Consider the following 26,358-nt stretch of genomic DNA (forward strand, 5'->3'; position numbering starts at 1 on the left):
CCGGGTAGAGCCAGGCCATGCCTGGCTGGCGTGATTTGTAGAGTCGAGCCATGCTCGACTGACATTGTCTGTCTGTCGACTGCCGTTTCAGCCGAAGCGACCGGTGATGTAGTCCTCGGTCTGCCGCTGCGACGGCTGCGAGAAGATCACTTCGGTGCGGTCGTGCTCGATCAGGTCGCCCAGGTACATGAAGGCGGTGTAGTCGGACACGCGCGCGGCCTGCTGCATGTTGTGGGTGACGATGACGATGGTGTACTCGTGCTTGAGCTCTTCCACCAGCTGCTCGATGCGGCTGGTCGAGATCGGATCCAGCGCCGAGGTCGGCTCGTCCAGCAGCAGCACCGACGGGCGCAGGGCCACGGCGCGGGCGATGCACAGACGCTGCTGCTGGCCACCGGACAGGCCCAGTGCGCTTTGCCCCAGCTTGTCCTTCACTTCGTCCCACAGTGCGCCCTGGCGCAGCGCCTGCTCGACGCGGTCGGCCATGTCGGCCTTGCTCAGCTTCTCGTGGTGGCGGATACCGTAGGCCACGTTCTCGAAGATGGTCATCGGGAACGGCACCGGCTTCTGGAACACCATGCCGACCTTGCTGCGCAGGCGGTTCATCGGGTACTTCGGCGACAGGATGTTCTCGCCGTCCAGCAGCACTTCACCGCGCGCTTCCAGCTTCGGGTACAGCGCGTAGATGCGGTTGAAGATGCGCAGCAGGGTCGACTTGCCGCAACCGGAGGGGCCGATCAGCGCGGTCACGCGCTTTTCCGGGATCTCCAGGTTGATGCCCTTCAGGGCATGGAACTTGTCGTAGTAGAAGTCCAGTCCACGCGCAGCCAGCTTCACCGGCGACGGCGTGTGCAGGCTCTCGTGCGAGGACGGCACGGCGATGCGCTGCATCGGCACGGCGTTGGAAAGGTCGTTCATGGCGTTATCCACGGAAAGGTCAGTCATGGGAGATACGGTTGCGCAGCAGGATGCCGCGGGCGGCAAGGCTGACCAGCAACACGAAGACAGTCAGCACCAGGGCACCGGCCCAGGCCAGCACCTGCCAGGATTCATACGGGCTGCCGGCGAACTGGTTCATCACCACCGGCACCGAGGCCATCGGCTGGAAGATGTTGTTGTTCCAGTACTGGTTGCCGAAGGCAGTGAACAGCAGCGGTGCGGTCTCGCCGGAGATGCGGGCCAGCGCCAGCAGGATGCCGGTGATGATGCCGGCCGACGCACTGCGGTACAGCACCTGCACGATCACCTTCCACTGCGGGATGCCCAGCGACAGGGCCGCTTCGCGCATCTGCGAGGGCACCAGGCGCAGCATTTCGTCGGTGGTGCGAACCACCACCGGCAGCACGATGAAGGCCAGCGACAGCGCACCGGCGAACGCCGAGAAGTTGCCGCCGGTCTGCATCACGTACAGCGTGTAGACGAACAGGCCAAGCACGATGGACGGCGCCGACAGCAGGATGTCGTTGACGAAGCGGACCACGGTGCCGGCCTTGCGGGCGTTGCCGTACTCGGCCAGCCAGGTGCCGGCAAGCACGCCCAGCGGGGTGCCGATGCCGATCGCCAGCGCACACATCACGGCACTGCCGAAGAAGGCGTTGGCGAGACCGCCTTCCTGCATCGGCGGCGGCGTCATCTTGGTGAACAGATCCCAGTTGATGCCGGCCAGGCCCTTGGAGGCCAGGGTGAACAGGATCCAGCCCAGGAAGAACAGGCCGAACAGGGCGGTGGCGCAGGAGGCGGTGATCGCAACGACGTTGCCGATGCGACGGCGCAGGTACAGCGAATCAGCGGTGGTGGACATCAGTTGCCCTCCTTGCGGGACAGGCGCATCAGCATCAGGCGGGCGATGGCCAGCACCACGAAGGTGACGATGAAGAGGACGAAGCCGAGCAGCAGCAGGGCCGAGCGGTAGGTTTCAGTGGCTTCGCCGAAATCGTTGGCGATCAGCGCGGCGATGGTGGTGCCCGGTTCCAGCAGCGACGGCGACAGGCGCACGCTGTTGCCGATCACGAAGGCCACCGCCATGGTCTCGCCTAGGGCGCGGCCGAGGCCGAGGAAGATGCCACCGATCACCGCCGAGCGGGTGTAGGGCAGGACGATGTCCCAGCTCACTTCCCACTTGGTGGAGCCCAGTGCATAGGCCGATTCCTTGAGGCGGGTCGGCACGGTCAGGAACACTTCGCGCATCACCGAGGAGATGAACGGAATGACCATGATGGCCAGCACGAAACCGGCGGTGAGCATGCCGATGCCCAGCGGCGGGCCCTGGAACAGCGGGCCGATGATCGGCATCTCGCCCAGGGTTTCGTTGAGGAACGGAGTGACGTACTCGGTCATCACCGGCACCAGCACGAACAGGCCCCACATGCCGTAGATGATCGAAGGAATGCCCGCCAGCAGTTCGATGGCGGTACCGACCGGGCCACGCAGCCAGCGCGGCGCGACTTCGGTGAGGAAGAAGGCGATGCCGAAGCTGACCGGCACGGCGATGACCATCGCGATGAGCGCGGTGACCAGGGTGCCGTAGATCGGAGCGAGGGCGCCGAACTTGTTTTCGACCGGATTCCAGTCGGCGGAGAAGAAGAAGCTCAGGCCCTGCATCTGCAGGGCATGGCGGCCGCCCCACAGCATGGACAGCGCGGCGCAGGCCAGGGCGATCAGGACGAAGATGACGGTGCCGACCAGCACCCATCGGAACAGTTTGTCGTTGCGGGCATCACGCGCATCACGCGTGGACGGGGCGGCTACAGGCTGGGCGATGGCATTCATGGGGACGGCAGGGCCAGGAAGGGGCGGGGCGGCACGGCGTGGAAGAGGCGGTGCCCGCGCGGGGCGGGCACCGTCGTGTCCATCACTTCAGGTCGGTCGCCCAGTAGGCCTCGATCTGCTTGACCAGTTCGGCCGGCAGCGGCACGTAGTGCAGCTCGTTGGCCTGGGCCTGGCCGTTTTCGAAGGCCCACTTGAAGAAGGCCAGGGTGTCCTGGTTGCGCTTGGCGTCCTTCGGCTGCTTCTGCATCAGCATGAAGTTGGTGGCAGTGATCGGCCACGCCTGCTCGCCCGGAGCGTTGGTGATGACCAGGTTGAAGTCCTTGGCGCTGGCCCAGTCGGCGCTGGCAGCCGCGGCGGCGAAGGTTTCCGCGCTCGGCTCGACCCAGTTGCCGGCCGCGTTCTGCATGGCGGTGTACGGCATGCCGTTCTGCAGCGCGTAGGCCAGTTCGACGTAGCCGATCGAGCCCTTGATCTGCTTCACGTAGGAAGCGACGCCTTCATTGCCCTTGCCACCGACGCCGTCCGGCCACTGCACCGAGGTGCCTTCGCCGACCTTGCTCTTCCATTCCGGGCTGACCTTGGACAGGTAGTTGGAGAAGTTGAAGGTGGTGCCCGAGCCGTCCGAACGGTGGACCAGGGTGATCTTGCCGTCCGGCAGCTTCACGCCCGGGTTGGCGGCGACGATGGCCGGGTCGTTCCAGGTCTTGACCTTGCCCAGGAAGATGTCCGCCAGCAGGGCGCCGCTCAGGCGCAGCTTGCCGGCTTCCAGGCCTTCGATGTTGACCACCGGCACCACGCCGCCGATGGCGGACGGGAACTGGGCGAGGCCGGCCTGGGCCAGCTCTTCGCTGCTCAGCGGCTTGTCGGAGGAGCCGAAGTCGACGGTGCCGGCCTTGATCTGGGCGATGCCGCCACCGGAGCCGATCGACTGGTAGTTGATCTTGGCGCCGGTGCTGGTGTTGTAGTCAGCCGACCACTTGGAGACCAGCGGGAAGATGAAGGACGCGCCCGCGCCGGACACTTCGGCGGTCACCTTGGCACCGGCAGCGGCCGGGGCGGCGGCACCGTCGGCAGCCGGCTGCTGCGCGGCCTGCTTGTCGCCACCGCAGGCCGACAGGCCCAGGGCGATGGCCAGGGAAAGGGCGGCAAGGCCGGCCGAGTGCAGTTTCATGGTCACTCCATAGCGGGGAAGAGCCGACGTCGTCGGCGGATGCGGCTATGAAATGATGTTTTTGTTACAGCCGTATTACGACCATGACAGAGGTGCCCTGGATCACGTTCTGACAAGGGTTTCACGGGGTTGGCCGCGGTCCGGGAGGCGCCCGGAGACCCCGGATCTGCGCACCGATATGACGGCCGGCGCAAGGTACAGCAGAGCCCACGCTCGGCTGCGCGCGAGGCCAGGCCAGAAGCAGCCGAGCATGGGCTCGGCTCTACAAACACTGCTGCCTTTGCTCCTGCCTTCCATGACCCCACCGCGCCCCCGATGAACTGTCCAGAGTCGGCGCAGGGCCCAGCCCGGGACCGTTCGCGCCATGGATGGCGCGATCGAGCCCCCATGGACGGGTTTACGGCGTGTCCCGGGCTGGGCCCTGCGCCGACTCCGGGCAGTAGATTGGAAGCGCAGCGCTCTTCACGACCAATCCCACAAAAACAAGAAGAGCGCGAGATCTCGAGGATCTCGCGCCCGGGGTGGGATCGGCGGGGGAGAGAGGACCCGCCGATCCCGTTCCTGCGGGGGAACGCGCTTGCTTACTTCAGGTTCTGCGACCAGTAGGTCTCGATCTGGCGGACCAGGCTGTCCGGCAGCGGCACGTAGTCCAGCTGGCGGGCCTGGGCGTCGCCGCTCTTGTAGACCCAGCGGAAGAACTCCTGGGTGGCCTTGCCGTTGGCAGCGTTCTTCGGCTTCTTGTGCACCAGGATGAAGTTGGTGGCGGTGATCGGCCAGGACTCGGCGCCCGGGGCGTTGGTCATCACCAGGTAGAAGTCCTTGGCGCTGGCCCAGTCGGCGCTGGCAGCGGCGGCGGCGAACGACGCATCGCTCGGCTGCACGAAGCGGCCGGCGGCATTCTTCATCGCGGTGTACGACAGCTTGTTCTGCAGTGCGTAGGACAGTTCGACGTAGCCGATGCCGCCCTTGATCTGCTTCACGTAGGCAGCAACGCCTTCGTTGCCCTTGCCACCGATGCCGGCCGGCCACTGGACCGAGGTGCCTTCACCGACCGAGCTCTTCCACTCCGGGCTGACCTTGGACAGGTAGTTGACGAAGTTGAAGGTGGTGCCCGAACCATCCGAGCGGTGCACGACGGTGATCTTGGCGCTCGGCAGGGTCACGCCCGGGTTCAGTGCGGCGATGGCCGGGTCGTTCCAGGTCTTGATCTTGCCCAGGAAGATGTTGGCCAGCACGGTGCCGTCCAGCTTCAGTGCGCCCGGGGCGATGCCGGCCACGTTGACGACCGGCACCACGCCGCCGATCACCGACGGGAACTGCGCCAGGCCCGAAGCGGCCAGTTCTTCCGGCTTCAGCGGAGCATCGGAGGAGCCGAAATCAACGGTCTTGGCCTTGATCTGGGCGATACCACCGCCGGAACCGATCGACTGGTAGTTGACCTTGTTGCTGGTGGCGGCGTTGTAGTCGGCCGACCACTTCGACATCACCGGGTAGATGAACGAGGCGCCCGCGCCGGTGATTTCAGCGGCGTTGGCGGCGAACACGGACGACGCTGCGAAGACGGCAACGGCAACGCGCGACTTGAAGGCGTGGATCACGGGGTGGCTCCTGGGTTGATTGGGATGCGGGGTTACCCGCCCGGCGCACATTCCATAACGGTTCGATGACAGCGCAGGGACCGTTGTATGACGCAACCGTTACAGCGCTGCCCGGCGCCCGCACAGCCAGGGGCGTGAAGGTTCTGAGTGCTGTGGGCAACGTGTTGACCAATGCACCGGAGACGGACGTGGCCCGGTTGCGATCACGTTCTATATGTCGCTGATGGCCTGCCCAGTGTGGTCGTCAATGCCATCCCAGCCTGGCATTCCGCAGTGATGCTGCGTCATCCACACGAAACCATCGATGCAGGTGAGAGCGTCGCGGCGGTCGGTCCGGGCCGAGACGCTGATACATGACGCCATATGCCGCAAGGGATCGACAAGCATGTGCCCGCAAATGAGTCGTACGCATGACCGCACGAAGAAATCTGTGGTTGGTGCTCAGGTTGTCATTCGGCTGTCATGGTTTTAACGGAATGTTCGCAAAACGCTTGACCGGCCTGCCGGCGTGGCGTTCTGCCCAAGCCATTCCAACCCTCTGGAGAAATCCAAAATGCGTTCCCATTTGCTCGCCGCCGCGGTCGTTGCAAGCCTCGGTCTGGTTTCCGCCGACGCCTTCGCAGCCCCCGCCAGCACGGGCGTATCCCAGGCACAGCTGCAGCAGCTGCAGGCACAGATCGCTGCGCTGCAGGCCCAGGTCCAGCAGTTGCAGAACGATTCGCAGGCGCTGCAGGCGCAGTCCGATGCGCAGTCCGAAGTGAACATCACCCAGGCACAGGCTCTGGAAGGTGCGCAGAAGACCCAGACCAGCGTCGACAAGCTGGCCAAGCTGGTCAATGACAACAAGATCGGCGGTCGCATGTTCTTCGACCTGACCAACATCGACAAGACCAGCAACGGCAAGGACACCGCCGCCAGCGGCACCGGCCTGGACGTCAAGCGCTTCTACCTGACCGTCGACCACAAGTTCAACGACATCTGGTCGGCGAACCTGACCACCGACTTCCAGTACAGCTCGGCCATCGGCAACACCGAACTGTTCGTCAAGAAGGCCTACGTGCAGGGCAGCTTCGACCCGGCCTTCAACCTGCGCGTCGGTGCCGCCGACATGCCGTGGATTCCGTATGTCGAGAAGTTCTACGGCATGCGTTATGTCGAGAACACCCTGACCGACCGCCTGAAGTACGGCAACTCGTCCGACTGGGGCCTGCATGGCTTCGGCAACCTGGGCAACAACTTCAACTACGCGGTCTCGGTCGTGTCCGGCGCCGGCTACAAGAACCCGACCCGCAGCAAGGGCATGGACGTGGAAGGCCGCGTGGCCTACACCCCGAACGAGAACTTCGTGGTCGCCGTCGGTGGCTACAGCGGCAAGCTGGGCAAGGAAACCGACATCCAGAGCGCCGAGAACACCTACACCCGCGCCAACGCGATGGTCGCCTACGCCAGCAGCGACTTCCGCGTCGGTGGCGAGTACTTCCAGGCCAAGAACCTCAACAACGTGATGACCGTTGCCACCGACAAGACCAGCGGCTGGTCGGTGTGGGGCAGCGTGCGCGTCACCGACGGCGGCATCAACGTGTTCGGTCGTTACGATGACACCGACGTCAGCAAGACCCTGGACCCGACCCTGAGCGACAAGTACTGGAACGTCGGCGTCGAGTTCCCGGTCATGAAGAACCTCAAGCTGTCGACCGTGTACAAGTACACGCACCTGGCCAACGCCGGCGACAAGAAGAACGACAAGACCAAGGAGTTCGGCGTCTGGGGCGACCTGTCGTTCTGATCTCCTGAAGCACCCTTGTCTACAAACGAAGACGGCGGGCCTTGTGCCCGCCGTCTTCGTTTCGTCACAACACGAACGCCGTCACGCCTCGGCCGGGGTCTTTTCCTTGAACCGGCACAGGTCGGCGATCACGCAGCCCGGGCAATCCGGCTTGCGCGCCTTGCACACATAACGTCCGTGCAGGATCAGCCAGTGATGCGCGTCGAGCAGGAACTCGGCCGGAATCACCTTCACCAGTTTGTCTTCCACTTCGCGCACATTCTTGCCCGGGGCCAGGCCGGTGCGGTTGGAGACGCGGAAGATATGCGTGTCCACCGCCATCACCGGTTCGCCGAAGGCCGTGTTGAGCACCACGTTGGCAGTCTTGCGGCCGACACCGGGCAGGGCTTCCAGTGCTTCGCGGTCGCGCGGTACTTCGCCGCCGTACTTCTGCAGCAGGATCGCGCAGGTGGCAATCACGTTCTTCGCCTTGGCGTTGAACAGGCCGATGGTGGCGATGTACTGCTTCAGGCCGTCTTCGCCCAGGGCGAGGATCTTCGCCGGCGTGTTGGCCACCGGGAACAAACGGCGCGTGGCCTTGTTGACGCCGACGTCGGTGGCCTGCGCCGACAACGCGACCGCCACCAGCAGTTCGAACGGCGAGCTGTACTCCAGTTCGGTCTTCGGGTGCGGATTGAGTTCGCGCAGACGGGTGAACATTTCCACCACATCGGCGCGCGGCATCACGCCGCCACGGCGCGCCGGTGCACGCGCGGTTTTCTTCGCAGTGGCCATTACTGCTCCTTGCCGGTGGCGCGGGCCTTGGCCCGGGCGAGGATGGCGGCGGCGGCCGGGGGCAGGGCGGGCTTCACGTCCGGCGCCGGGGCCGGCGTGCGTCGCGCATCGCGTTCGGCCTCGCGGCGGGCCAGGCGCACGGCACGGGCACGGTAGCGTTCGCGTGCGGCCCAGGCCGCGTGCAGCTGCTGCTGCGCCTGCTGCAGGCGTCGTGGAAGGTCCGGGTGGCCGGGCAGCAGCTGTTCGTCGCCGGCACGGGCGACGTAGTCCATCAGTCCGGCCTGCAGGGCGCCATCGAGATCGTCTGCCTGGACCCGGGCGAACAGCTGCGCGGGGTTGGGTCGGGATGCCATGGCGTCAGCGGTTCTGGAAGGCCGGTGGGCGGCGCTGCAGGAAGGCGCTGGTGCCCTCGCGCATGTCTTCGGTGGCGAACAGCAGGCCGAACTGCGCGCTTTCGTACTCCAGCCCAGCCTCCAGGCTGCATTCGCCGCCCACGTGTACCGCGTCGAGCAGCCCACGCAGGGCCAGCGGGGCCGAGCGTGCCAGCTGGCGGGCGATGTCCTGCACACGGTTGTCCAGCGCGTCGGCCGGCACCACCTCGTTGACGATGCCCAGTTCCAGCGCACGCGCGGCGTTGATCGGTGCACCCAGCAGGCACAGCTCCAGGGTGGCGGCGCGGCCGCACAGGCGCAGCAGGCGCTGGCTGCCACCGAAGCCGGGAATCAGGCCGAGGTTGATCTCCGGCTGCCCGACCTTGGCCGTATCGGCAGCAATGCGCAGATGGCAGGCCATCGCCAGCTCCAGCCCGCCGCCCAGGGCGAAGCCGTTCACGCGCGCGATCACCGGCTTGGGCATGCGTTCGATCTGGCGCATCAGGGCCTGGCCCAGCAGCGAGAAATCACGTCCCTGAACCGCGCTGAGAGTGTTCATCTCGGCGATGTCGGCACCGGCCACGAAGGCCTTAGGGCCGGCACCGGTCAGCACCACCACACGCACCTCCGGGTCGGCGGCGGCGGCGCTGAACGCCTCGGCCAGCGCCTGCAGGGTCGCGGCATTCAAGGCGTTGAGCTTGTCCGGGCGCTGGACGGTCACGGTGCGGATGGCGCCGTCGTCGGCGACGGCGATCAGGGCATCGGCCACGGGGAAAACTCCTGAAACGTTAAAAAAAAGTGAGATTGAACTCCGCGAACGCAGACGGGTCTTAGCCTGCATCGTGAGTAGCGGTTACACGTTGTGCCCGTTATCCTAACCCGTCGCCTCAGGGCGGCGCAGAACGTCCCTGAGTTACCACCCCTGGAGAACTGTTTGATGAAGTTGCGTTCTATCGCGGTCGCCGTCGCGGCCCTGGCCCTGACGGGCAATGCCTTCGCCCAGGACGTCTCGTCCGAAAAGGGCAAGCTGAGCTACTACTTCGGTTACGACTACGGCAACAACCTGGCGGAGCTGACCGGTCGTGGTGAGCAGCTGGACATCAACTCGGTGGTGAAGGGCCTGCAGGACGCCTACGCCAAGAAGCAGCCGGCGATCACCGCCGAGCAGCTGAAGCCGGCCGTTGAAGCCTTCCAGAAGCGCGAGCAGGGCCGTGCCCAGGCTGCCAAGGCCGAGTACGAAAAGGCTGCTGCCGAAAACAAGACCAAGAGCGATCAGTTCATCGCGGCAAACAAGGCCAAGGCCGGCGTGCAGTCCCTGCCGAGCGGCGTCCAGTACCGCGTGATCGAAGCCGGCAAGGGCGCCAAGCCGACCCAGGCCAGCACCGTGCAGCTGGAAGTGGCCGGTCCGTTCCCGTACGGCCAGCGCCCGACCGAAGCCCGCCCGGCCCAGCAGATTCCGTCGATCAAGGTCAGCGAAGTCGAAATGAAGGCCATGCGCGAGACCCTGCTGCAGATGCCGGCTGGCTCTAAGTGGGAAGTCACGCTGCCGCCGGACCAGGCCTACGGTGCCGACCCGCGCACCCCGTTCCCGCCGAACGTGGCTGTGCAGTTCGAGATCAAGCTGGTCAGCGTCAAGTAAATCGAAGCCGTAAACGAAACGCGCCGGTGATCCCACCGGCGCGTTTTTGTTTGCGCGGAGCGCGACGCTGCCACGCACCGCAGATTGACCCCGCGCAAATTCAGCCCGATCGCGCTACTGTTGCCGAGTGCAAACAATGGAAGAAACGGCGCGTGTTGTCGGAAGTCCCTGCATCGGAGTGTGCACGCTGGATCCAGGCCGGCAATGCACCGGCTGCGGGCGGCACATCGATGAAATCGCACGGTGGTCGTCGATGAGCAACGACGAGCGCAGCCGCATCCTGCATCGCGTGCAACCGCTGCGCCAACAACTGCAGCAATCACTGCGCGGTTCGCTGGCCGACCACGAACGCTTGATGCGCGCGCTGCATCCATTGGCCGAGCCGCCGGCCGGCGACGGTTGGAACCGCAGTGAACTGATCGATCTGCTGCCGCCCGGGCCCCCGGTGGAAGCCGCCGTGCTGGCGGGCATCGTGCCGCGCGCCAACGGTGCGCAGGTGATTCTTACCCGGCGCACCGAAACCCTGCGTACCCATGGTGGCCAGGTCGGTTTCCCCGGTGGCCGCACCGAACCCGATGACCGCGATGCGTTGGCCGCTGCACTGCGCGAGAGCCAGGAGGAAATCGCATTGGCGCCTGGTCAGGTGCAGGCGCTGGGCTATCTTGATCCCTTCGTGACGATCACCGGCTACCGGGTCACGCCGGTGGTGGCCGTGGTCGATCCGGATTTCGTACCGGTGCCACAGCCCAGTGAAGTGGCCGAAGTGTTTGAAGTGCCGCTCGATTACCTGATGGCAGCCGATAACCTGCACCAGGTCGAAATCAATCATCGCGGCCGCGTCCGCCACGTCCTCGAATATGGCTGGCCCGGCCAGCGCATCTGGGGCGCCACCGCCGCCATCCTCTACAACCTGCGTCGCCGCCTGGAGCAAGTGCAATGAAGCCGATCGATCCGCCGTGGACCACCCTGGTCGATGTCGCCACCCTGGCCGCTGCATTGGGCGAGGGCGTTCGCGTGGTCGACGCACGTGCTACTGCCAGTACCGCCGTACGCGTGGTCGATGCACGTTCCTCGCTGGTCGATCCGCAGGCGGGTATCGGCCAGTATCTGGCGGGGCATGTTCCGGGCGCGGTGTATGCCGACCTCAATCGGGACCTGTCGGATCTGACCCGCAGTGGCCACGGCCGTCACCCGCTGCCGGACAGCGATGCCTTCGCCGCGAAACTGGGCCAGTGGGGCATCGGTCCCGACACCCAGGTGGTGGTCTACGACGGCAGCGATGGCAGCATGGCCGCCGCGCGCCTGTGGTGGCTGCTGCGCCTGATCGGGCACAGCAAGGTGGCCGTGCTCGACGGCGGCATCGCCGCCTGGCAGGCCGCCGGTCACACGCTGGCAACCGGGCAGGGCGAAGTCACCGCGCTGCCAACTTACCCGGGCCGTTTCGACACCACACAGATCGCCAATGCCGATGAGATCAGCGCACGTCTGAAGCACGCGCCGGGCTGGCTGGTCGACGCACGCGCGGGTGAACGCTTCCGTGGCGAAGTGGAGCCGCTGGATCCGGTCGCCGGCCACGTGCCGGGCGCGGTCAACCGCCCGTTCGCATTGAACGTACTCGACGGCCACCTGCGCGACCCACAGGAGCTGCGCGCCGAACTGCAGGGCGTGATCGGCAATCGTGATCCGCAGCAGGTGGTGCTGATGTGTGGCTCCGGCGTGACCGCCTGCCACCTGCTGCTGGCGATGGAAACGGCGGGCCTCTCCGGCGCGCGCATCTACGCCGATTCGTGGAGCGGTTGGGTGAGCGACAGCAGCCGCCCCGTGGCCAGCGGCGCCTGAGCCGCGCGGGGTCGGATCCGTTTTCCAACGGAAAACGGCTCTGACCCCATCAACTGAAAATCCGGGTCAGAGCCCGTTGCGTAGCCACGGGATCCGACCCCGTGTCGAGCAAGGTCGACACCCACCAACAGCAGCAGAGATCTGTCGAAGGCGGGGTGGGTCCGGTTGCGAGGGTGTCCGCGGCATGGATGCCGCGGCCAAGCCCCCATGGACGGGTTTACGGCGTCCCTCGCAACCGGACCCATCCCGCCATCCCACGGATTGCCCGCTTTTGATGTTGATGTTGCCGCTGCGGGTACAGGGCGCAGCCCTGTCGATCAATCCAGCCCCTGCAACGGCACCTTCGCCAGAATCCGCGCCCACGGGAACAGCGGCCCCGGATCACGCTTGCGTGCCACCATCAGCGCCGGGTCATCGCTGGCCGGCACCTGCTCCAGGTCCAGCTGGTCATGCCCGGCAATCCGCCGCAGCGACGGATAGCGCACCACCAGCGCCTGCAGCAGCCGTTCCAGCGCCTGCAGCTGTGCCTCGGTGTAGGGCTCGTCCATCGCCTGCTGGCGGCTGTCGAACCAGTGCGGGTAGCGCCCGGTGTTGACCAGCTCGATGCCCAGCGTATGCGCGTTCATGCCACGCACGTGGTGGGCCACCCGTTCCGGTGCCACGTACTGCACCACGCTGCCATCGCGGTCGATGTAGAAGTGGCCGCTGTTGCCGGCGCCGCTGTCATACAGCACGCGCTCGCCGTATTCGCGGGCCATCGCCAGATCGGGCAGCTCGGTGCAGTGGATCACCACCATCTCCAGCGTGGCCGGGTCGCGCAGCGGCAGACGGTCTTGGTAGGGCAGGGGCTGCAGCTGCAGGCCGGGCAGGAGCGGGTTGGGCATCCGGCGATGCTAGCATTGCGGCATGAACCTGCCTTCCCTTTCCTCATCGGCCCGCTCGCACGGAGCACGCGCATGAGCCGCGGCCACTGCATCCTGTCGCATGGTTTCGAGAGCGGCCCGGAAGCGACCAAGGTCACTGCGCTGGCCGACGTGGCGCAGCGACTGGGCTGGACCCATGAGCGTCCGGACTACACCGACCTGGACGCGATGAGCGAGGTCAGCCGGGTGGGCGATGTGCCGACCCGGCTGCGCCGCCTGGTCGAACGCACCGCCATCGCTGCCCAACAGGGCCCGGTGGTGCTGGCCGGCTCCAGCCTGGGTGCCTACATCTCTGCCATCGCCTCGCTGCAGGTGCCGGTGGCCGGCCTGTTCCTGATGGTGCCGCCGACCACCATGGGCCCGATGCCGGCGCTGGACGCCGCCGCCGTGCCGACCACCGTGGTCCAGGCCTGGCATGACGATGTGGTGCCGGCCGCTGGAGTGATCGCCTGGGCTCAGGCGCGTTCGGCGCAGTTGCTGCTGGTCGACGACGGCCACCGCCTGGAGCACCACGTGGAGGCCTCCGCGCAGGCCTTCGAGCGCCTGCTGCGGCAACTGTGAAGCCCGGGCGCACGGCGCGCCCGCCCGCATTGACTACAATGGCAGCCCCGCCGCCCCCGGCGCGGGCCTGCCGGCCGTGCCTACGGCCCTCCTTTCCGACTGGCCCGGCCCCTGTGCCGCGCCCGACCACCTGCGAACCGATCCCGTGAAATTCTTCGTCTCCTGCGCCAAGGGCCTGGAATACCTGCTTGCCGATGAACTGTCGGCCCTGGGCCTTGGCAAGGCCACTGCCACCATTGCCGGCGTCAATGCCGAGGGCGAACTGGAGCAGGCGCTGCGGATCGTGATGTGGTCGCGCCTGGCCAGCCGCGTGCTGTGGCCGATCGACGAGTTCGACTGCCCGGACGAACAGGCCCTGTACGACGGCGTGCGTGCGCTGCCGTGGCACGAGCACATCAAGCCGGAGATGACCCTGGCGGTGGACGCGCATGTGTCGGGCGACAAGATCACCCATGCCCGCTTTGCCGCGCAGCGGATCAAGGACGCCATCGTCGACCGTATGCGTGATGAAGGCCTGGAGCGCCCGTCGGTCAACACCGACCTGCCGGATGTGCGCGTCAACCTGTCACTGCGCAAAGGCCGCGCCTCGCTGTCGATCGACCTCGGCGGCGGCCCGTTGCATCGCCGTGGCTGGCGCGGCGCCGCCCACGAGGCACCGCTGAAGGAAAACCTGGCCGCCGCGCTGCTGCTGCGCGCGCAGTGGCCGCGCCTGCACGCTGCCGGTGGCGGCCTGCTGGACCCGATGTGCGGCAGCGGCACGCTGCTGATTGAAGGCGCGCTGATGGCCGCCGACGTTGCTCCCGGCCTGATGCGCCATGGCAGCCTGCCGCCGAGCCGCTGGCTGGGCTTCGACAAGGCGGCCTGGAAGAGCATCCAGAGCGAGGCGCGTGACCGCGAAGCGGCTGGCCTGGCCGCGCTGAAGCCGGTCATCCACGGCAGCGACATCGACCCGACCGCGATCCAGGCGGCACGCGAGAATGCCGAGGTGGCTGGTGTTGCCCACGCGATCCGCTTCACCCGCGCCGATGTGGCCGACCTGGCCGCGCCGGAGCAGGAGATCGGTGCGGTGGTCTGCAACCCGCCGTACGACGAGCGCCTGGCCGCTGATCCGGCGCTGTACCGCGCGCTCGGCAACGCCCTGCAGAAGGCCGTGCCGCAGTGGCGCGCCAGCCTGCTGTGCGGCAACGACGAACTGGCCTTTGCCACCGGCCTGCGTGCAGGCAAGAAGTACCAGATGTTCAACGGTGCGCTGGAATGCGCGCTGATCGTCTGCGACCCGATCGCCGTGCCGGGCCGCGACCCGGCGCAGCCGCGCGAACTGAGCGAAGGCGCGCAGATGGTGGCCAACCGCCTGCGCAAGAACCTGAAGAAGTTCAAGAGCTGGCGCGCCCGCGAGGACATCACCTGCTTCCGCGCCTACGATGCCGATCTGCCGGAGTACGCGGCGGCCATCGATGTCTACGAGGAAGACGGTGGCAAGCGCCGCACCTTCCTGCATGTGCAGGAATACGCTGCACCGGCGGCGATTCCGGAGAACGACGTGCGCCGCCGCCGCAACGAGCTGCTGGCGGCCGCGCGCGAAGTATTCGGCGTGCCGCCGGAACAGGTGTCGATGAAGTCGCGCGAGCGCGGCAAGGGCGGCAGCAAGTACGGCCGTTTCGAGCAGCGTGACGAATTCATCGTGGTGCGCGAGAACAACGCGCTGCTGCAGGTGAACCTGTTCGACTACCTGGACACCGGTCTGTTCCTCGACCACCGCCCGCTGCGCCGGATGATGGCCGAGCAGGCGCGTGGCAAGCGTTTCCTCAACCTGTTCTGCTACACCGGCGTGGCCAGCGTGCAGGCGGCGGTGGCCGGTGCCGCCAGCACCACCAGCGTCGACCTGTCGGCCACTTACCTGCAGTGGTGCTACGACAACCTGGCGTTGAACGGGCAGGGCGGCAACCAGCACCTGCTGGTGCAGGCCGATGCGATGGCGTGGCTGGAAGGCGACCGTGGCCAGTACGACGTGATCTTCTGCGATCCGCCGACGTTCTCCAACTCCGCGCGTGCCGACGACTTCGACGTGCAGCGCGAACAACTGAAGCTGCTGCGCGCGGCGGTGGCGCGGCTGGCACCGGGTGGCGTGCTGTACTTCTCCAACAACTTCCGACGCTTCAAGCTGGAAGAGAACGCCATCGCCGAATTCGCCCAGTGCCGCGAGATCACCGCGCGCACCATCGGCCCGGACTTCGAGCGCAACGCGCGCATCCACCGCGCGTGGGAACTGAAGCGGTTGGGGTAAGCCGATGCCCGGGGTCGGATCCCCTGCGCGAAGCGCAGGGGCTCTGACCCCATCCGGATCTACGTACCCGGGGTCAGAGCCCTTGCGCTGCGCGCAAGGGATCCGACCCCGGTGGCTCTGCTACAGCAACGCCACCAGCAGCCCGGTCACGGGCAGCGCGATCGCCAGCGGCGCGATCCATTTCGGCCGGTACGGGTACAACCCGAACGACAACGCCACGCCGCCGACGGTCATCACGCCCAGCCACAGCACCGGGCCCATCGCCCAGCCGTGGTCGACCACGCACAGTGCGAACGCTACCGCCAGCAGTACCCAGCCCAGCACCCGCCACTGCGTGCGCCGTGCCGGGGTGGCTGCAGCCTTGCCGTGCAGATCGTGCTGGTGCTTCTCCATCGCCAGCGACAACGCGGTGAACGCAGAGAACGACAGGGTCAACGCCAGCAGCATCATGCGCTGGCCTCCGCTTCGGCGGTTTCCACAGCGTCCACCGGGGCCTTGGGTGCCGCTGCGGCGGCAGCACGCTTCTTCTTCTCGGCTGCAGACAGCGGTGGCGTCCAGCGCTGCATGCGCCAGCCACACAGCGCCAGCATCGCGCCGAACGCGATCATCGACAGATCGAAGCCCGCCAGCACCCAGTCGCCGTTGCGCAGGGTGATGCCCAGGTGCGCATGCGTGGTCAGTGCATTGACCACCGGCACCAGCGCGAACGCCGCCGCACCGAGGTACAGCTGCCAGGCCCACATCATCCGCTTGGGCCAGATGAAGGCGGCCAGCAGTGCCGCACCCCAGGCGTAGAAGAACACGTTGGCTTCGGCGCTGGAGCGCTCGGCGATGTCCAGCGGCAGCAGGCGGTTGCCCCAGAAGTAGGCGGCGAAGGCGATCGGCAGGCCGGCCACGGTGCCGATGTTCAGCGCATCGACCAGGCGCAGGCCGAAGCCGATGCGGCCACTCTTGGCGTGCTTGGGCCGTTCCTTCACTGCCCACAGCACCACGCCGCTGGCCACCATCAGGCAGCCGACCAGGCCGGACAGGAAGAACAGTGCGCGCAGGCCCCAGTCGGCGAAGCGCGCCAGGTGCAGGCCGTACAGCACGCCGCGGGTGGCGGTGGCGCCACCGGAAGGCGGTGTTTCTTCCAGCAGCGCACCCGTGATCATGTTGTAGCGCACGGCCGGTGTGTCGGTGGACAGGCGCTTGCCGTCGCGCTGGCGGATGTCGATCACCGCATTGGCCGCGCCCGGATGGGACACGGTGAAGCCGGCCACCTCCACGCCGTGCCAATGCGCGCGTGCGCTGTCCAGCAGCTGTGCGATCGGCAGCGGGGTGGCGCGGCCTTCGGCCGGCGCGGTCACCTCCGGCATGCCGCCGAAGGCCTCGAAGAAGAACTTGTCCTCGTCCTGCGGGTAGGCCACCTTCACGCCCCACGGCAGGTACATGATCATCAGCGTGACGATGCCGGTGTAGGTGATCATCGCGTGGTAGGGCAGGGCCATCACCGCGCTGACGTTGTGGAAATCCAGCCAGGAACGCAGGCCCTTGTCTTTGCGGAAGGTGAAGAAGTCCTTGAAGATTTTCTTGTGGGTGATGACACCGGTGATGATCGCCACCAGCATGAACATCGCGCAGAAGCCGACCAGATAGCGGGCCCACAGCACCGGGATGTAGTGCAGGTCGAAGTGCAGGCGGTAGAAGAAATCACCGCCGCGGGTCTCGCGCGCTTTCAGTGCCTGGCCGGTGTTCGGGTCCAGCGTGGCATCACCGAAGCCACCACGGCGGCCACGGCTGGGATCGGCCAGTTCCGGTGGCAACCGCCAGAACATCTGCATGGCCGGGTTGCGCGGCTGCGGCAGGGTGACGAACCAGTTCTCGGCCTGCGCGGCGTTGGCCTGCAGGTAGTCCACCGCGCGCTGTGCGGCGACGTCGATGCTGACGTTGCTGGACGGCAGTTCCGGACGCATCCAGCGGCTGATTTCCTCGCGGTAGTAGCTGGCCGTGCCAGCCATGAAGATCAGCAGCAGCAACCAGCCAACCAGCAGGCCGGTCCAGGTGTGCAGCCAGGCCATCGACTGGCGGAACCCGTTCTTCATGCCCAGGCCCCCAGCAGGCGCGCAATGACGGCCATCAGCAGCGCGGGCGCGAGGATACCGACCCAGGCGCGCAGTGCGCTGCGGGTGGCGAATGCCCACAGTGCCGCACAGGCGGCGACCAGGATGGCCAGCAGCATGCCGGTCAGCACGGTCTGGCCACGTGCGCCAGGCAGGGCCACGGCGCAGAACACGCTGGTCACCGAGGCCAGCGCGTAACCGCCGAAGATCGCGGCCAACGAGCGTGACAGCACGCCCCAGCGCGGGTTGGAGAAAAAGGTGCGGGGGCTGGCGGTTGCGGGCGAGCGGTCCACGGCATTCCTGCAGGTAGGAGAGGGGATGGAACGCGTCCGCGGCCCCCTTGCGCCCTGCGCATGTCGCCCAGCGTGTCCCATCGACGAAGCACGGCCCGCGCAGACGGGCAGTCCAGAGGTCGGGGATGTACACGGGCGATGGGTGCGTCTTCCGCACCCGATTGGCTAAGCGTACAACCGATCAGTAAATGATAGGCATTCGCATTTTATGAATCAAGCGTGATGATCCGAAGGGCGCGCTGAGGCCTAGAACCTGAACACCACCGTCGCCGCATGCAGCAGCAGGCCGATCAGCCCGCCCACCAGGGTGCCGTTGAAGCGGATGAACTGCAGGTCGCGGCCCACGCTCAGTTCCAGCTGCTCGACCAGGTGCCGTTCGTCCCAGCTTTTCACGGTCTGCGCGATATGCGTGGTCACGCCTTCGCGCAGGCGGCCGGTCAGACGCTGGGCGCCCTCCAGCAGGTGCTGGTTGAGGGCCTCGCGCAGGGCCGGGTCGGCCTGCAGGCTGCTGCCCAGCGAGGCGAGGCTGCGCTGCAGGTGGCCGACCAGCGCCGAGTCCTCGCGCTGCAGGTCGGCGCGCAGGCCGGCATGGATGCGCGCCCACAGTCCCTGCACATACTCCTGCAGGGCGGGGTGGTCGATCATTTCCTGCTTGAGCTGTTCGATGCGCTCGGCCAGGGCCGGGTCCTCGCGCAGGCGCTGCACGTAGTTCTGCAGCCAGGTCTCGTAGTCCTGGCGCAGCGGATGCTGCGGCTCGGCCAGTACCTGCTGCAGTTCTTCCAGCACCGCCCGCGCCAGGCGTTCGGCCAGGCTGTCGCCGATCTCATCGATCGGCTTGACCCAGTTCACCGTGCTCGACAGCGTCGGCCATTCGCGCTGGATATAACGCACGATCAGCTGCGAGGCACGTTCCTTCACCTCTGGCTGTTCCAGCCAGCGGCCGAGCCGCTGCAGGCCCTCGTCCAGCACGCGCTGGTGGCGTCCATCGGCGGTCAGCAGGGCCAGCAGCTCACCGGCGGTGGCGGCGGCATTCCACTGCCGCAGCTGCTGCACCACGAAGGCATGCAGCTGCCGGCGCACCGCGGTTTCGTCGAAGAAGTCTAGTGCCTGCAGGGCCCAGCCGCGGGCCATGTCGGCCAGCATCCGCGACCGTGCAGGGTCGGCCAGCCAACTGCCGAGACGGCTGGCCGGGTCGAATACCTGCAGCTTTGCCAGCAGCACCTGTGGTTCAAGGAACTGGTCGCGCACGAACAGGGCCAGGCTGTCGCCGATGCGTTCCTTGCTGCGCGGGATGATCGCGGTATGCGGGATCGGCAGGCCCATCGGCCGCCGGAACAGGGCAACGACCGCGAACCAGTCGGCCAGTGCGCCCACGGCTGCGGCCTCGCAGAACGCCGAAACCCAGGCCCAGATGCCGCGCTCGCCCTGCCAGTGGCTGACCGCGAAACCGGCCAGCATCAACAGCAGCAGTCCCAGCGCGAGGGCTTTCAGGCGCTGCAGCTGAGCGCGGCGCGGATCGTTGGCAGGCGTCATGCCGGAAGTCTACCTGCCAGCGGATGAGCACCGGGTAGTGCCGACCGCTGGCCGGCATCCGCAACGCACCCGGAACGTTCATGGGGTTGCCGGCCAGCGGCCGGCACTACCCGCTGGTTCAGAGCGCTTCGAGTTGCTTGCGCAACGCAGCCAGCTGCGCGCGCAGGGTGTCGTTCTCGCGGGTCAGCGCGACCACGCGGCGGCGCAGCGCCGGCGCATCCTCGCCCAGCTGCTCCAGTGCCGACAGCACCTCGGCGTCGCGGCTGGCGATCTGCTCTTCGTCCGCTTCCTCGAAGTCCATCTCGGCTGCTTCCGGCTTCGGTGCGCGCGGCTTGCGCTTGGACTCCCGCACGCGCTTGGCGGCCTGCTTCAGCTCATCCTTGCCACCGGCGGCAGCGGCGCGCTGCTCGTCTTCCGGCAGGTCGGCCACGGCAGCAGCGGCGCTGATCGAGATCACGCCGGCCTTCACCGCTTCCACCACCTCGGCCGCGGCCTGGGCGTGGATGCGTTCGATCATGCCGACCTGGCTGGTGCTCAGCTTGGCCTCGCGGGCCAGCTCGGCGCGGCTGATCTTCGGTGCCGGCTCCCACGGCGGGCTGTCCTCACCCGCGTCCTCGACGGCTTCGGCGGTGCCATCGCTCTCGCGCTGCAGCTGCGCCTGCTCGATCTGCTTGCGGGCGGCCAGGATGTCGCGCTTGCGCAGCGCCAGCACACCGCGCTGGAAATCGGACACGCTGCGGCGGCCCAGGTGCTGCTCGATCATCCACAGGTGCACGTCTTCCATGCTCTGGAAGCGGGTGTTCTGCACGGTATTGAACGGCAGGCCGTGCTTCTGGCAGATGCCGAAACGGTTGTGGCCATCGACCAGCACGTCACCCCACAGCACCAGCGCATCGCGGCAGCCTTCGGCCAGGATGCTGCGCTCCAGCGCGTCATGTTCGTCCGCGGTCAGCGGGTCGATGTAGGCCTTGAGTTCTTCTTTGACGACGATATCCATGGGCACGGCAGCGAGCAGGAGCGGAACCGCCCATTGTACCCGCTCGCCACCGCCGGCCCGGGCTCAGGCGGTGGCCCGGATCATCTCGCCCAGGGTGCCGGTGATCTGGTCGATCTGTGCCTTGTCCACGATCAGCGGCGGCGACAGCGCGATGATGTCGCCGGTACAGCGCACCAGTAGCCGGCCGTCGTGGAAGCAGCGCCGGAACACCTCGTAGCCACGGCTGCCGGGGGCATCGCGGCGTGGTGCCAGCTCGACCGCGCCGACCAGCCCGAAGTTGCGGATGTCGATCACGTTGGGCAGGCCCTGCAGCGCATGCAGGCGTTCCTGCCAGTATTCGCCCAGCTCTATGGCACGCTCGAACAGGCGCTCCTCGGCATAGACCTCCAGCGTGGCCAGCGCCGCCGCACAGGCCAGCGGATGCCCCGAGTAGGTATAGCCATGGAACAGCTCGATGGCCTGTGGCGGTGCCTGCATCAGGGTTGCATGCACGGCGTCGCTGGCCAGCACGCCACCCAGCGGTACCGCGCCGTTGCTGACCGCCTTGGCGAAGGTCAGCAGGTCCGGAGTGACTCCGAAGCGCTGCGCGGCGAAGGGCATGCCGACCCGGCCGAAGCCGGTGATGACCTCGTCGAACACCAGCAGGATGCCGTGGTGGTCGCACAGCTCGCGCAGGCGCTGCAGGTAGCCCGGCGCGGGCAGGATCACTCCGGCGGAACCGGCAATGGGCTCGACGAACACCGCCGCGATGGTAGAGGCGTCGTGCAGCGCGATCAGCCGTTCCAGGTCGTCGGCCAGCTCGGCGCCCTGACGTGGCAGGCCCCTGCTGAACGCATTGCGCGGCAGGTCCAGGGTATGCCGCAGGTAGTCCACGCCGCCCAGCTGCAGGCCGAACGCCCTGCGGTTGTTGGGCAGTCCACCCAGTGCCATGCCGCCGAAGCCCACTCCGTGGTAGGCCTTCTCGCGGCTGATGAAGCGGGTGCGCTGGCCCTCGCCACGCTGGCGGTGGTAGGCCAGCACGATTTTCATCGCGGTATCCACCGCCTCCGAGCCGGAGCTGGTGAAGAACACATGGTTGAGCGGGGCAGGCGCCAGTGCGGCCAGCCGCTGCGCCAGCGTGAAGGCCGGCGGCGAGCCCATCTGGAAGGCCGGCGAATAGTCGAGGGTACGTGCCTGCTCGACGATGGCCTCAACGATGCGCGGGCGGGCGTGGCCGGCGTTGCAGCACCACAGGCCGGCGGTGCCGTCGAGGATCTGGCGGCCGTCGACGTCCTCGTAGTGCATGCCTTCGGCGCGTACCAGCAGGCGCGGCGCGGCCTTGTACTGGCGGTTGGCGGTGAACGGCATCCAGTACGCGTCCAGTGACTCGGGACGCTGGGTGGCCAGGTCGTGCAGGTCGCTTTCGGGACGCTTCATGCCAGCTCCATCGGGTCCGATGCGACGAATGTAGCGCAGCCGCGTCACGGTGGAGTCGCGGCGGTCCCGGTATAACCAAGGCTCGTTGACCGCTGGAGCGTCCCATGGCCGATTTCCCCGACCGCAGCCACTGGCAGGCGCTGTCCCTTCAGCTCTCGATGCCGGGCCAGGCCTTCATCGATGGCCGTTATGTCGATGCCGCCAGCGGCGCCCGCTTCGACTGCATCAGCCCGATCGATGGTCGCGTGCTGGGCGCGGTTGCCGACTGCGACGCGCAGGATGTCGAGCGCGCGGTACTGGCCGCGCGGCGCAGCTTCGAGGCGGGCCACTGGTCGCAGGCGAGCCCGGCGCATCGCAAGCGCGTGTTGCTGGCGCTGGCCGCGCTGGTGGAGAAGCACGCCGATGAGCTGGCGCTGCTGGAAACCCTGGACATGGGCAAGCCGGTGCGTGACGCGCGCCGTATCGACCTGCCCGGTGTGGTGCGCTGCCTGAGCTGGACCGCCGAAGCGGTGGACAAACTGTATGGCGAGATCGCGCCGACTGGCCCGCACGAACTCGGACTGGTCACCCGCGAGGCCGCGGGCGTGGTGGCGGCCATCGTGCCGTGGAATTTCCCGTTGCTGATGGCCTGTTGGAAGATCGCGCCGGCGCTGGCGATGGGCAACTCGGTGGTGCTCAAGCCTTCGGAGCGGTCGCCGCTGAGTGCGCTGCGGCTGGCGGCGCTGGCCGCCGAGGCGGGCCTGCCGGAGGGCGTGCTGAACGTGCTGCCGGGCCATGGCGCGCGCGTCGGCGAACCGCTGGCCCTGCACATGGACGTGGATGTGTTGGCGTTCACCGGTTCCACTGCCACCGGCGCGAAGCTGCTGGAGTATTCCGGGCGATCCAACCTCAAGCGGGTCTGGCTGGAATGCGGCGGCAAGAGCCCGCACGTGGTGTTCGCCGACGCTCCCGATCTGGACGCGGCGGCCAAGACCGTGGCGCAGGGCATCTTCTTCAACCAGGGCGAAGTCTGTACCGCCGGGTCGCGCTTGCTGGTGCAGCGCTCGATCCGTGAGGATTTCGTGCACCAGGTGGTTGCTTATGGCCAGCACATGCAGCCGCAGCATCCGCTGGACGCCGACGCGCCGATGGGCGCGCTGGTGGACGCCGCGCATCTGGACAAGGTGATGCGGGATATCGCACGCGCCGAAGCTGAAGGTGCCCGCCTGCTGCTGGGCGGGCATCGTGCCGAGGTGGAGGCGGGTGGCAGCTATGTGCAGCCGACGGTGTTCGACCAGGTGCGCCCGGGGCAGGCCTTGGCACGCGAGGAAGTGTTCGGGCCGGTGCTGGCGGTGCTCGGTTTCGACGACGAGGCCGAAGCCGTGCGCGTGGCCAACGACAGCCGCTACGGACTGGCCGCCGGTCTCTGGACACGCGATCTGGGCCGCGCGCATCGGGTTGCGCGCCAGCTGCGCGCCGGCAGCGTCTGGGTGAACGGCTGGGATGGCGGCGACATGACCGCACCGTTTGGTGGTTACAAGCAGTCCGGCAACGGCCGCGACAAATCGCTGCACGCCTTCGACAAGTACAGCGAGATCAAGGCCACCTGGATCCAGTTGTAACGACGCGGCTGCTTGACCGCTGTTCGCTCTTTGTAGAGTCGAGCCTTGCTCGACTACTTTTCGTTCTTCGGTAGAGCCGAGCCATGCTCGGCTGCTTTTCGCGAAGAGCAGTCGAGCCTTGCTCGACTCTACAGAAGGAAGACAGCTGTCGAGCTACCGGCAGCGGGCACTCACCTGCAGCACTGCCACACGCAGCATGTCGCGGTCGGCTTCTTCGACGGCATTCTGGAAGTAATCCATGTCCTGCCGGCCCAGCTCACACGGGTCGACAATGTATCCCGGTGGCCACAAACCCAGCAGTTGCGCTACGCCATGCACGATCTGCTCCGGCGTCATCTGCCGGCGGATCCGGAAGTAATTGCGGCGCGGCGCGAATGCCGGGTGTATCTCGCGGTGACCAATAAGGCGCGGAGCGACACCCGCAGCGCTGATGCCGTCGCCACCGTCGATGCTGCCCGCCGGGAGGCCCAGGATCAGCGGCGCCGCAACGACCGTTTCCTCTGCGGCTGGTAGGGGGGAATCTGTCTGGGCAGCCGGGGCAGGACGTGGCATCGCCGACGCGGACGGACGCGTCACCGGTGCGGAGCGCAGGGTAGGCTGTAAAGGCGCCAGCGTCGGCGGTTCCGGTGGCAGCCAGCGCAGCGAGATCCTTGCGTCGTCATCACTGCGCAGCATGATCCTGCCGCTGCCCAGCAGCCACAGCGCCATCAATCCATGCACCAGCAGTACCACCAGCCACGCCGCCATGCGCGGCAGCTTCGGCGAATCGGACCACGACAGTGTGACTGCATCCATCGGCAAAGCATCCATGCAGGGACCGGTGGCGCAGCCTAGCCGGACGCCCGAAAAATTTCGTTGGCATCGGTGTCGGCTGAAACCATCGCCCCGTGCGGCCACCAGCCCGTGGCAGAATCGGGCGATCCGCCGTTACCCGTGTTGCCGATGTCGACGATCACCGCTGCCGCGCCGCCCGTGAACTCCCCCCGCCGTGTCCTGCTGGCCAGCCTGGTCGGCACCACCATCGAATTCTTCGATTTCTACATCTACGCCACGGCCGCGGTGCTGGTGTTCCCACACCTGTTCTTCCCGGACAGCAGCGAACAGGCGGCCCTGTTGCAGTCACTGGCGACCTTCGCGGTGGCGTTCATCGCGCGGCCGGTCGGCTCGGCGGTGTTCGGCCATTTCGGCGACCGCATCGGCCGCAAGGCCACCCTGGTCGCCGCGTTGCTGACCATGGGCCTGTCCACGGTGCTGATCGGTTTGCTGCCGACCCACGCGCAGATTGGCCTGTGGGCCCCCGCGCTGTTGGCGCTGTGCCGCTTCGGCCAGGGCTTGGGGCTGGGCGGCGAGTGGGGTGGGGCAGTGCTGCTGGCCACCGAGAACGCACCGCCGGGCAAACGTGCCTGGTACGGCATGTTCCCGCAGCTGGGTGCGCCGCTCGGCTTCCTGCTGTCGGCCGGCATTTTCCTGGTGCTCGGCCGCTGCCTGAGCCAGGATGACTTCCTGCAGTGGGGCTGGCGTATCCCGTTCGTGGCCAGCGCACTGCTGGTCGGCCTTGGCCTGTGGGTGCGCCTGAACATCCACGAGACGCCGGACTTCAAGAAGGCGCTGGAGCGCAAGGCGCCGGTGCGGCTGCCGATGTGGACGGTACTGCGTGACCACCCGGTACCGATGCTGCTCGGCACGCTGGGTGCGTTCGCCACCTTCGTGCTGTTCTACCTGATGACGGTGTTCAGCCTCGGCCACGGCACCGCGGTGCTGGGCTACAGCCGCGAGCAGTTCCTGCTGATGCAGATGGCCGGCATGCTGTTCTTCGCGCTGGGCATCCCACTGTCGGCGCGCTATGGCGACCGTTGGGGCACGCGGCGCACGATGATTGTCGCCAGCGTACTGATCGTCGGCTTCGGTGTGCTGTTCGCGCCGCTGTTCCAGCCGCACAGCCCGTGGCTGGTCACGGCCTTCCTGTGCCTGGGCCTGTTCCTGATGGGTCTGACCTACGGCCCCTGTGGCACCTTCCTGGCCGAGATCTATCCGGTGGAGGTGCGCTACACCGGCGCCTCGCTGTCATTCAATCTGGCCGGCATTCTCGGTGCGGCACCGGCGCCGTACCTGGCCACCTGGCTGGCCGAACGCTTCGGTCTGGTCGCGGTCGGCTACTACCTGTGTCTGACTGCGGTGGCGACCCTGTGCGCGCTGGTGGCACTGCACCGGCGCGCCCTGCGGCTCAACCAAAGAAGCGCTTGAGCGTACGCCCCAGCCAACCGCCACCCTGGTGCTCGCGGGCGAACTGGTTCAGGTGCGCCTTGACCTGTTCGGCATAGGCCTGGTCATCACCGCGGATGTGGTTGAACAGCCAGCGCGAGAGCATGGTGCGTAGTTCGTCGCTGATGTCCTCGCCGGCCTGGAAGCGCATGCGGTATTCCGATACCCGCTTGATGAAGACCTCATGCACGCGCTTGTGCGCGGCACAGAACGGGTAGCCCGCTTCTTCCATCAGCTCTTCTTCGAACGCGAAGTGCGACATGGTGTAGTCCACCACCTCGTCGATCACTTCACCCACCGCCGCGCGCTGCATGCTGGCCTGGGCCACGTGCAGGTGGTTGAGCATCTCGATGATGCGGCGATGTTGCTGATCGATCACCTCGATGCCGATGTTCAGATCGTCCTGCCAGACCAGTAGTGCCATCCCCGGCTCCCCTTC

Annotated in this window: 25 protein-coding genes; 8 read left to right on the plus strand and 17 right to left on the minus strand. The window is 67.0% G+C overall.

Annotation, left to right across the window (positions count from 1 at the left end; translation table 11 throughout):
• Nucleotides 1-87: 87 nt before the first annotated feature.
• The 5 genes from pstB to pstS (D5301_RS22155) all read right to left on the minus strand — a co-directional run bounded on the left by pstB (nucleotide 88) and on the right by pstS (D5301_RS22155) (nucleotide 5,538).
• Nucleotides 88-918 (minus strand): phosphate ABC transporter ATP-binding protein PstB, encoded by an 831-nt coding sequence (pstB, locus tag D5301_RS22135; protein WP_005408788.1) that lies wholly within the window; start codon nucleotides 916-918, stop codon nucleotides 88-90.
• Between the two features lie 19 nt (nucleotides 919-937).
• Nucleotides 938-1,801: a phosphate ABC transporter permease PstA gene (gene pstA, locus D5301_RS22140; RefSeq protein WP_032127902.1), complete on the minus strand. Its 864-nt coding sequence runs from the start codon at nucleotides 1,799-1,801 to the stop codon at nucleotides 938-940.
• Nucleotides 1,801-2,769 (minus strand): phosphate ABC transporter permease subunit PstC, encoded by a 969-nt coding sequence (gene pstC, locus D5301_RS22145; RefSeq protein WP_049421601.1) that lies wholly within the window; start codon nucleotides 2,767-2,769, stop codon nucleotides 1,801-1,803. Before pstC ends, pstA begins: the two co-directional genes overlap by 1 nt.
• Nucleotides 2,770-2,851: 82 nt before the next feature.
• Complete coding sequence (gene pstS / locus D5301_RS22150) at nucleotides 2,852-3,940, minus strand: phosphate ABC transporter substrate-binding protein PstS (protein WP_110711741.1); 1,089 nt, start codon at nucleotides 3,938-3,940, stop codon at nucleotides 2,852-2,854.
• Nucleotides 3,941-4,521: 581 nt separating this feature from the next.
• The gene (pstS, locus tag D5301_RS22155) at nucleotides 4,522-5,538 is read right to left on the minus strand and encodes a phosphate ABC transporter substrate-binding protein PstS (protein ID WP_014646540.1); all 1,017 of its coding nucleotides are present in this window, start codon (nucleotides 5,536-5,538) and stop codon (nucleotides 4,522-4,524) included.
• Between the two features lie 553 nt (nucleotides 5,539-6,091).
• Between pstS (D5301_RS22155) and D5301_RS22160 the strand changes: the two genes are divergently transcribed.
• A complete protein-coding gene (locus tag D5301_RS22160; protein WP_110711743.1) occupies nucleotides 6,092-7,324 on the plus strand; it encodes a porin in 1,233 nt (410 codons plus the stop codon).
• A gap of 81 nt (nucleotides 7,325-7,405) precedes the next feature.
• Here the strand turns inward: D5301_RS22160 and nth are convergent, their stop codons facing one another.
• From nth to D5301_RS22175, 3 genes are read right to left on the minus strand one after another with little or no spacing between them, the layout of a single operon-like run.
• Entirely contained in the window at nucleotides 7,406-8,098 is a 693-nt protein-coding gene (gene nth / locus D5301_RS22165; protein ID WP_110711744.1) for an endonuclease III, read from the minus strand.
• The gene (locus D5301_RS22170; protein ID WP_049399879.1) at nucleotides 8,098-8,451 is read right to left on the minus strand and encodes a hypothetical protein; all 354 of its coding nucleotides are present in this window, start codon (nucleotides 8,449-8,451) and stop codon (nucleotides 8,098-8,100) included. Before D5301_RS22170 ends, nth begins: the two co-directional genes overlap by 1 nt.
• Before the next feature lie 4 nt (nucleotides 8,452-8,455).
• Nucleotides 8,456-9,238, minus strand: a complete 783-nt coding sequence (locus D5301_RS22175) for an enoyl-CoA hydratase-related protein (protein ID WP_107432509.1) — start codon at nucleotides 9,236-9,238, stop codon at nucleotides 8,456-8,458.
• Between the two features lie 168 nt (nucleotides 9,239-9,406).
• On the opposite strand from D5301_RS22175, the gene D5301_RS22180 reads away from it, so the two are divergent.
• The 3 genes from D5301_RS22180 to D5301_RS22190 all read left to right on the plus strand — a co-directional run bounded on the left by D5301_RS22180 (nucleotide 9,407) and on the right by D5301_RS22190 (nucleotide 11,947).
• Complete coding sequence (locus tag D5301_RS22180; protein WP_005408797.1) at nucleotides 9,407-10,108, plus strand: FKBP-type peptidyl-prolyl cis-trans isomerase N-terminal domain-containing protein; 702 nt, start codon at nucleotides 9,407-9,409, stop codon at nucleotides 10,106-10,108.
• 136 nt (nucleotides 10,109-10,244) lie between these two features.
• Complete coding sequence (locus D5301_RS22185; protein WP_153856910.1) at nucleotides 10,245-11,048, plus strand: CoA pyrophosphatase; 804 nt, start codon at nucleotides 10,245-10,247, stop codon at nucleotides 11,046-11,048.
• Nucleotides 11,045-11,947 carry a sulfurtransferase gene (locus D5301_RS22190; RefSeq protein WP_153856911.1) on the plus strand — a complete coding sequence of 301 codons (903 nt, stop codon included), beginning with the start codon at nucleotides 11,045-11,047 and terminating at the stop codon, nucleotides 11,945-11,947. Before D5301_RS22185 ends, D5301_RS22190 begins: the two co-directional genes overlap by 4 nt.
• 317 nt (nucleotides 11,948-12,264) lie before the next feature.
• Here the strand turns inward: D5301_RS22190 and D5301_RS22195 are convergent, their stop codons facing one another.
• Nucleotides 12,265-12,831, minus strand: a complete 567-nt coding sequence (locus D5301_RS22195) for an N-acetylmuramoyl-L-alanine amidase (protein WP_110711748.1) — start codon at nucleotides 12,829-12,831, stop codon at nucleotides 12,265-12,267.
• 72 nt (nucleotides 12,832-12,903) lie between these two features.
• Here D5301_RS22195 and D5301_RS22200 point away from each other — a divergent pair, with 72 nt between their 5' ends.
• Both D5301_RS22200 and rlmKL read left to right on the plus strand, forming a co-directional pair.
• The gene (locus D5301_RS22200; RefSeq protein WP_049399884.1) at nucleotides 12,904-13,431 is read left to right on the plus strand and encodes an alpha/beta hydrolase; all 528 of its coding nucleotides are present in this window, start codon (nucleotides 12,904-12,906) and stop codon (nucleotides 13,429-13,431) included.
• Nucleotides 13,432-13,576: 145 nt separating this feature from the next.
• On the plus strand, nucleotides 13,577-15,715 hold the full coding sequence (gene rlmKL / locus D5301_RS22205) for a bifunctional 23S rRNA (guanine(2069)-N(7))-methyltransferase RlmK/23S rRNA (guanine(2445)-N(2))-methyltransferase RlmL (RefSeq protein ID WP_049423319.1): 2,139 nt from the start codon (nucleotides 13,577-13,579) through the stop codon (nucleotides 15,713-15,715).
• Between the two features lie 120 nt (nucleotides 15,716-15,835).
• On the opposite strand, the gene D5301_RS22210 is transcribed toward rlmKL, so the two are convergent.
• The 6 genes from D5301_RS22210 to D5301_RS22235 all read right to left on the minus strand — a co-directional run bounded on the left by D5301_RS22210 (nucleotide 15,836) and on the right by D5301_RS22235 (nucleotide 22,056).
• Complete coding sequence (locus D5301_RS22210) at nucleotides 15,836-16,165, minus strand: DUF3325 domain-containing protein (protein WP_153856912.1); 330 nt, start codon at nucleotides 16,163-16,165, stop codon at nucleotides 15,836-15,838.
• A complete protein-coding gene (locus D5301_RS22215; RefSeq protein ID WP_110711749.1) occupies nucleotides 16,162-17,799 on the minus strand; it encodes a PepSY-associated TM helix domain-containing protein in 1,638 nt (545 codons plus the stop codon). Before D5301_RS22215 ends, D5301_RS22210 begins: the two co-directional genes overlap by 4 nt.
• On the minus strand, nucleotides 17,796-18,110 hold the full coding sequence (locus D5301_RS24315; protein WP_164162308.1) for a DUF3649 domain-containing protein: 315 nt from the start codon (nucleotides 18,108-18,110) through the stop codon (nucleotides 17,796-17,798). Before D5301_RS24315 ends, D5301_RS22215 begins: the two co-directional genes overlap by 4 nt.
• Before the next feature lie 246 nt (nucleotides 18,111-18,356).
• Nucleotides 18,357-19,643, minus strand: coding sequence for a DUF445 family protein (locus D5301_RS22225; RefSeq protein WP_153856914.1), 1,287 nt, complete (start codon nucleotides 19,641-19,643; stop codon nucleotides 18,357-18,359).
• A gap of 118 nt (nucleotides 19,644-19,761) precedes the next feature.
• Complete coding sequence (locus D5301_RS22230; protein WP_153856915.1) at nucleotides 19,762-20,640, minus strand: plasmid replication/partition related protein; 879 nt, start codon at nucleotides 20,638-20,640, stop codon at nucleotides 19,762-19,764.
• Nucleotides 20,641-20,703: 63 nt separating this feature from the next.
• Nucleotides 20,704-22,056, minus strand: a complete 1,353-nt coding sequence (locus D5301_RS22235; RefSeq protein ID WP_153856916.1) for an aspartate aminotransferase family protein — start codon at nucleotides 22,054-22,056, stop codon at nucleotides 20,704-20,706.
• A 104-nt stretch (nucleotides 22,057-22,160) separates the two neighbouring features.
• Here D5301_RS22235 and D5301_RS22240 point away from each other — a divergent pair, with 104 nt between their 5' ends.
• Nucleotides 22,161-23,657 carry an aldehyde dehydrogenase gene (locus D5301_RS22240; RefSeq protein ID WP_153856917.1) on the plus strand — a complete coding sequence of 499 codons (1,497 nt, stop codon included), beginning with the start codon at nucleotides 22,161-22,163 and terminating at the stop codon, nucleotides 23,655-23,657.
• 153 nt (nucleotides 23,658-23,810) lie between these two features.
• Here the strand turns inward: D5301_RS22240 and D5301_RS22245 are convergent, their stop codons facing one another.
• On the minus strand, nucleotides 23,811-24,452 hold the full coding sequence (locus D5301_RS22245) for a hypothetical protein (RefSeq protein ID WP_153856918.1): 642 nt from the start codon (nucleotides 24,450-24,452) through the stop codon (nucleotides 23,811-23,813).
• 156 nt (nucleotides 24,453-24,608) lie between these two features.
• Here D5301_RS22245 and D5301_RS22250 point away from each other — a divergent pair, with 156 nt between their 5' ends.
• Entirely contained in the window at nucleotides 24,609-25,901 is a 1,293-nt protein-coding gene (locus D5301_RS22250; RefSeq protein ID WP_324187379.1) for an MFS transporter, read from the plus strand.
• Here the strand turns inward: D5301_RS22250 and D5301_RS22255 are convergent.
• On the minus strand, nucleotides 25,882-26,343 hold the full coding sequence (locus D5301_RS22255) for a bacteriohemerythrin (protein ID WP_153856920.1): 462 nt from the start codon (nucleotides 26,341-26,343) through the stop codon (nucleotides 25,882-25,884). The genes D5301_RS22250 and D5301_RS22255 overlap by 20 nt on opposite strands.
• Between the last annotated feature and the right edge of the window lie 15 nt (nucleotides 26,344-26,358).

The organism is Stenotrophomonas sp. MH181796 (assembly GCF_009659995.1).
GTDB lineage: Bacteria > Pseudomonadota > Gammaproteobacteria > Xanthomonadales > Xanthomonadaceae > Stenotrophomonas > Stenotrophomonas riyadhensis.

Bases quoted from the DNA above. Each gene is read 5' to 3' on its own strand.
- pstB (WP_005408788.1), bottom strand. From the start codon at position 918: ATGAACGACCTTTCCAACGCCGTGCCGATGCAGCGCATCGCCGTGCCG.
- pstA (WP_032127902.1), bottom strand. From the start codon at position 1,801: ATGTCCACCACCGCTGATTCGCTGTACCTGCGCCGTCGCATCGGCAAC.
- pstC (WP_049421601.1), bottom strand. From the start codon at position 2,769: ATGAATGCCATCGCCCAGCCTGTAGCCGCCCCGTCCACGCGTGATGCG.
- pstS (WP_110711741.1), bottom strand. From the start codon at position 3,940: ATGAAACTGCACTCGGCCGGCCTTGCCGCCCTTTCCCTGGCCATCGCC.
- D5301_RS22160 (WP_110711743.1), top strand. From the start codon at position 6,092: ATGCGTTCCCATTTGCTCGCCGCCGCGGTCGTTGCAAGCCTCGGTCTG.
- nth (WP_110711744.1), bottom strand. From the start codon at position 8,098: ATGGCCACTGCGAAGAAAACCGCGCGTGCACCGGCGCGCCGTGGCGGC.
- D5301_RS22170 (WP_049399879.1), bottom strand. From the start codon at position 8,451: ATGGCATCCCGACCCAACCCCGCGCAGCTGTTCGCCCGGGTCCAGGCA.
- D5301_RS22180 (WP_005408797.1), top strand. From the start codon at position 9,407: ATGAAGTTGCGTTCTATCGCGGTCGCCGTCGCGGCCCTGGCCCTGACG.
- D5301_RS22185 (WP_153856910.1), top strand. From the start codon at position 10,245: ATGGAAGAAACGGCGCGTGTTGTCGGAAGTCCCTGCATCGGAGTGTGC.
- D5301_RS22190 (WP_153856911.1), top strand. From the start codon at position 11,045: ATGAAGCCGATCGATCCGCCGTGGACCACCCTGGTCGATGTCGCCACC.
- D5301_RS22195 (WP_110711748.1), bottom strand. From the start codon at position 12,831: ATGCCCAACCCGCTCCTGCCCGGCCTGCAGCTGCAGCCCCTGCCCTAC.
- D5301_RS22200 (WP_049399884.1), top strand. From the start codon at position 12,904: ATGAGCCGCGGCCACTGCATCCTGTCGCATGGTTTCGAGAGCGGCCCG.
- D5301_RS22210 (WP_153856912.1), bottom strand. From the start codon at position 16,165: ATGATGCTGCTGGCGTTGACCCTGTCGTTCTCTGCGTTCACCGCGTTG.
- D5301_RS22215 (WP_110711749.1), bottom strand. From the start codon at position 17,799: ATGAAGAACGGGTTCCGCCAGTCGATGGCCTGGCTGCACACCTGGACC.
- D5301_RS22225 (WP_153856914.1), bottom strand. From the start codon at position 19,643: ATGACGCCTGCCAACGATCCGCGCCGCGCTCAGCTGCAGCGCCTGAAA.
- D5301_RS22230 (WP_153856915.1), bottom strand. From the start codon at position 20,640: ATGGATATCGTCGTCAAAGAAGAACTCAAGGCCTACATCGACCCGCTG.
- D5301_RS22235 (WP_153856916.1), bottom strand. From the start codon at position 22,056: ATGAAGCGTCCCGAAAGCGACCTGCACGACCTGGCCACCCAGCGTCCC.
- D5301_RS22240 (WP_153856917.1), top strand. From the start codon at position 22,161: ATGGCCGATTTCCCCGACCGCAGCCACTGGCAGGCGCTGTCCCTTCAG.
- D5301_RS22245 (WP_153856918.1), bottom strand. From the start codon at position 24,452: ATGGATGCAGTCACACTGTCGTGGTCCGATTCGCCGAAGCTGCCGCGC.
- D5301_RS22255 (WP_153856920.1), bottom strand. From the start codon at position 26,343: ATGGCACTACTGGTCTGGCAGGACGATCTGAACATCGGCATCGAGGTG.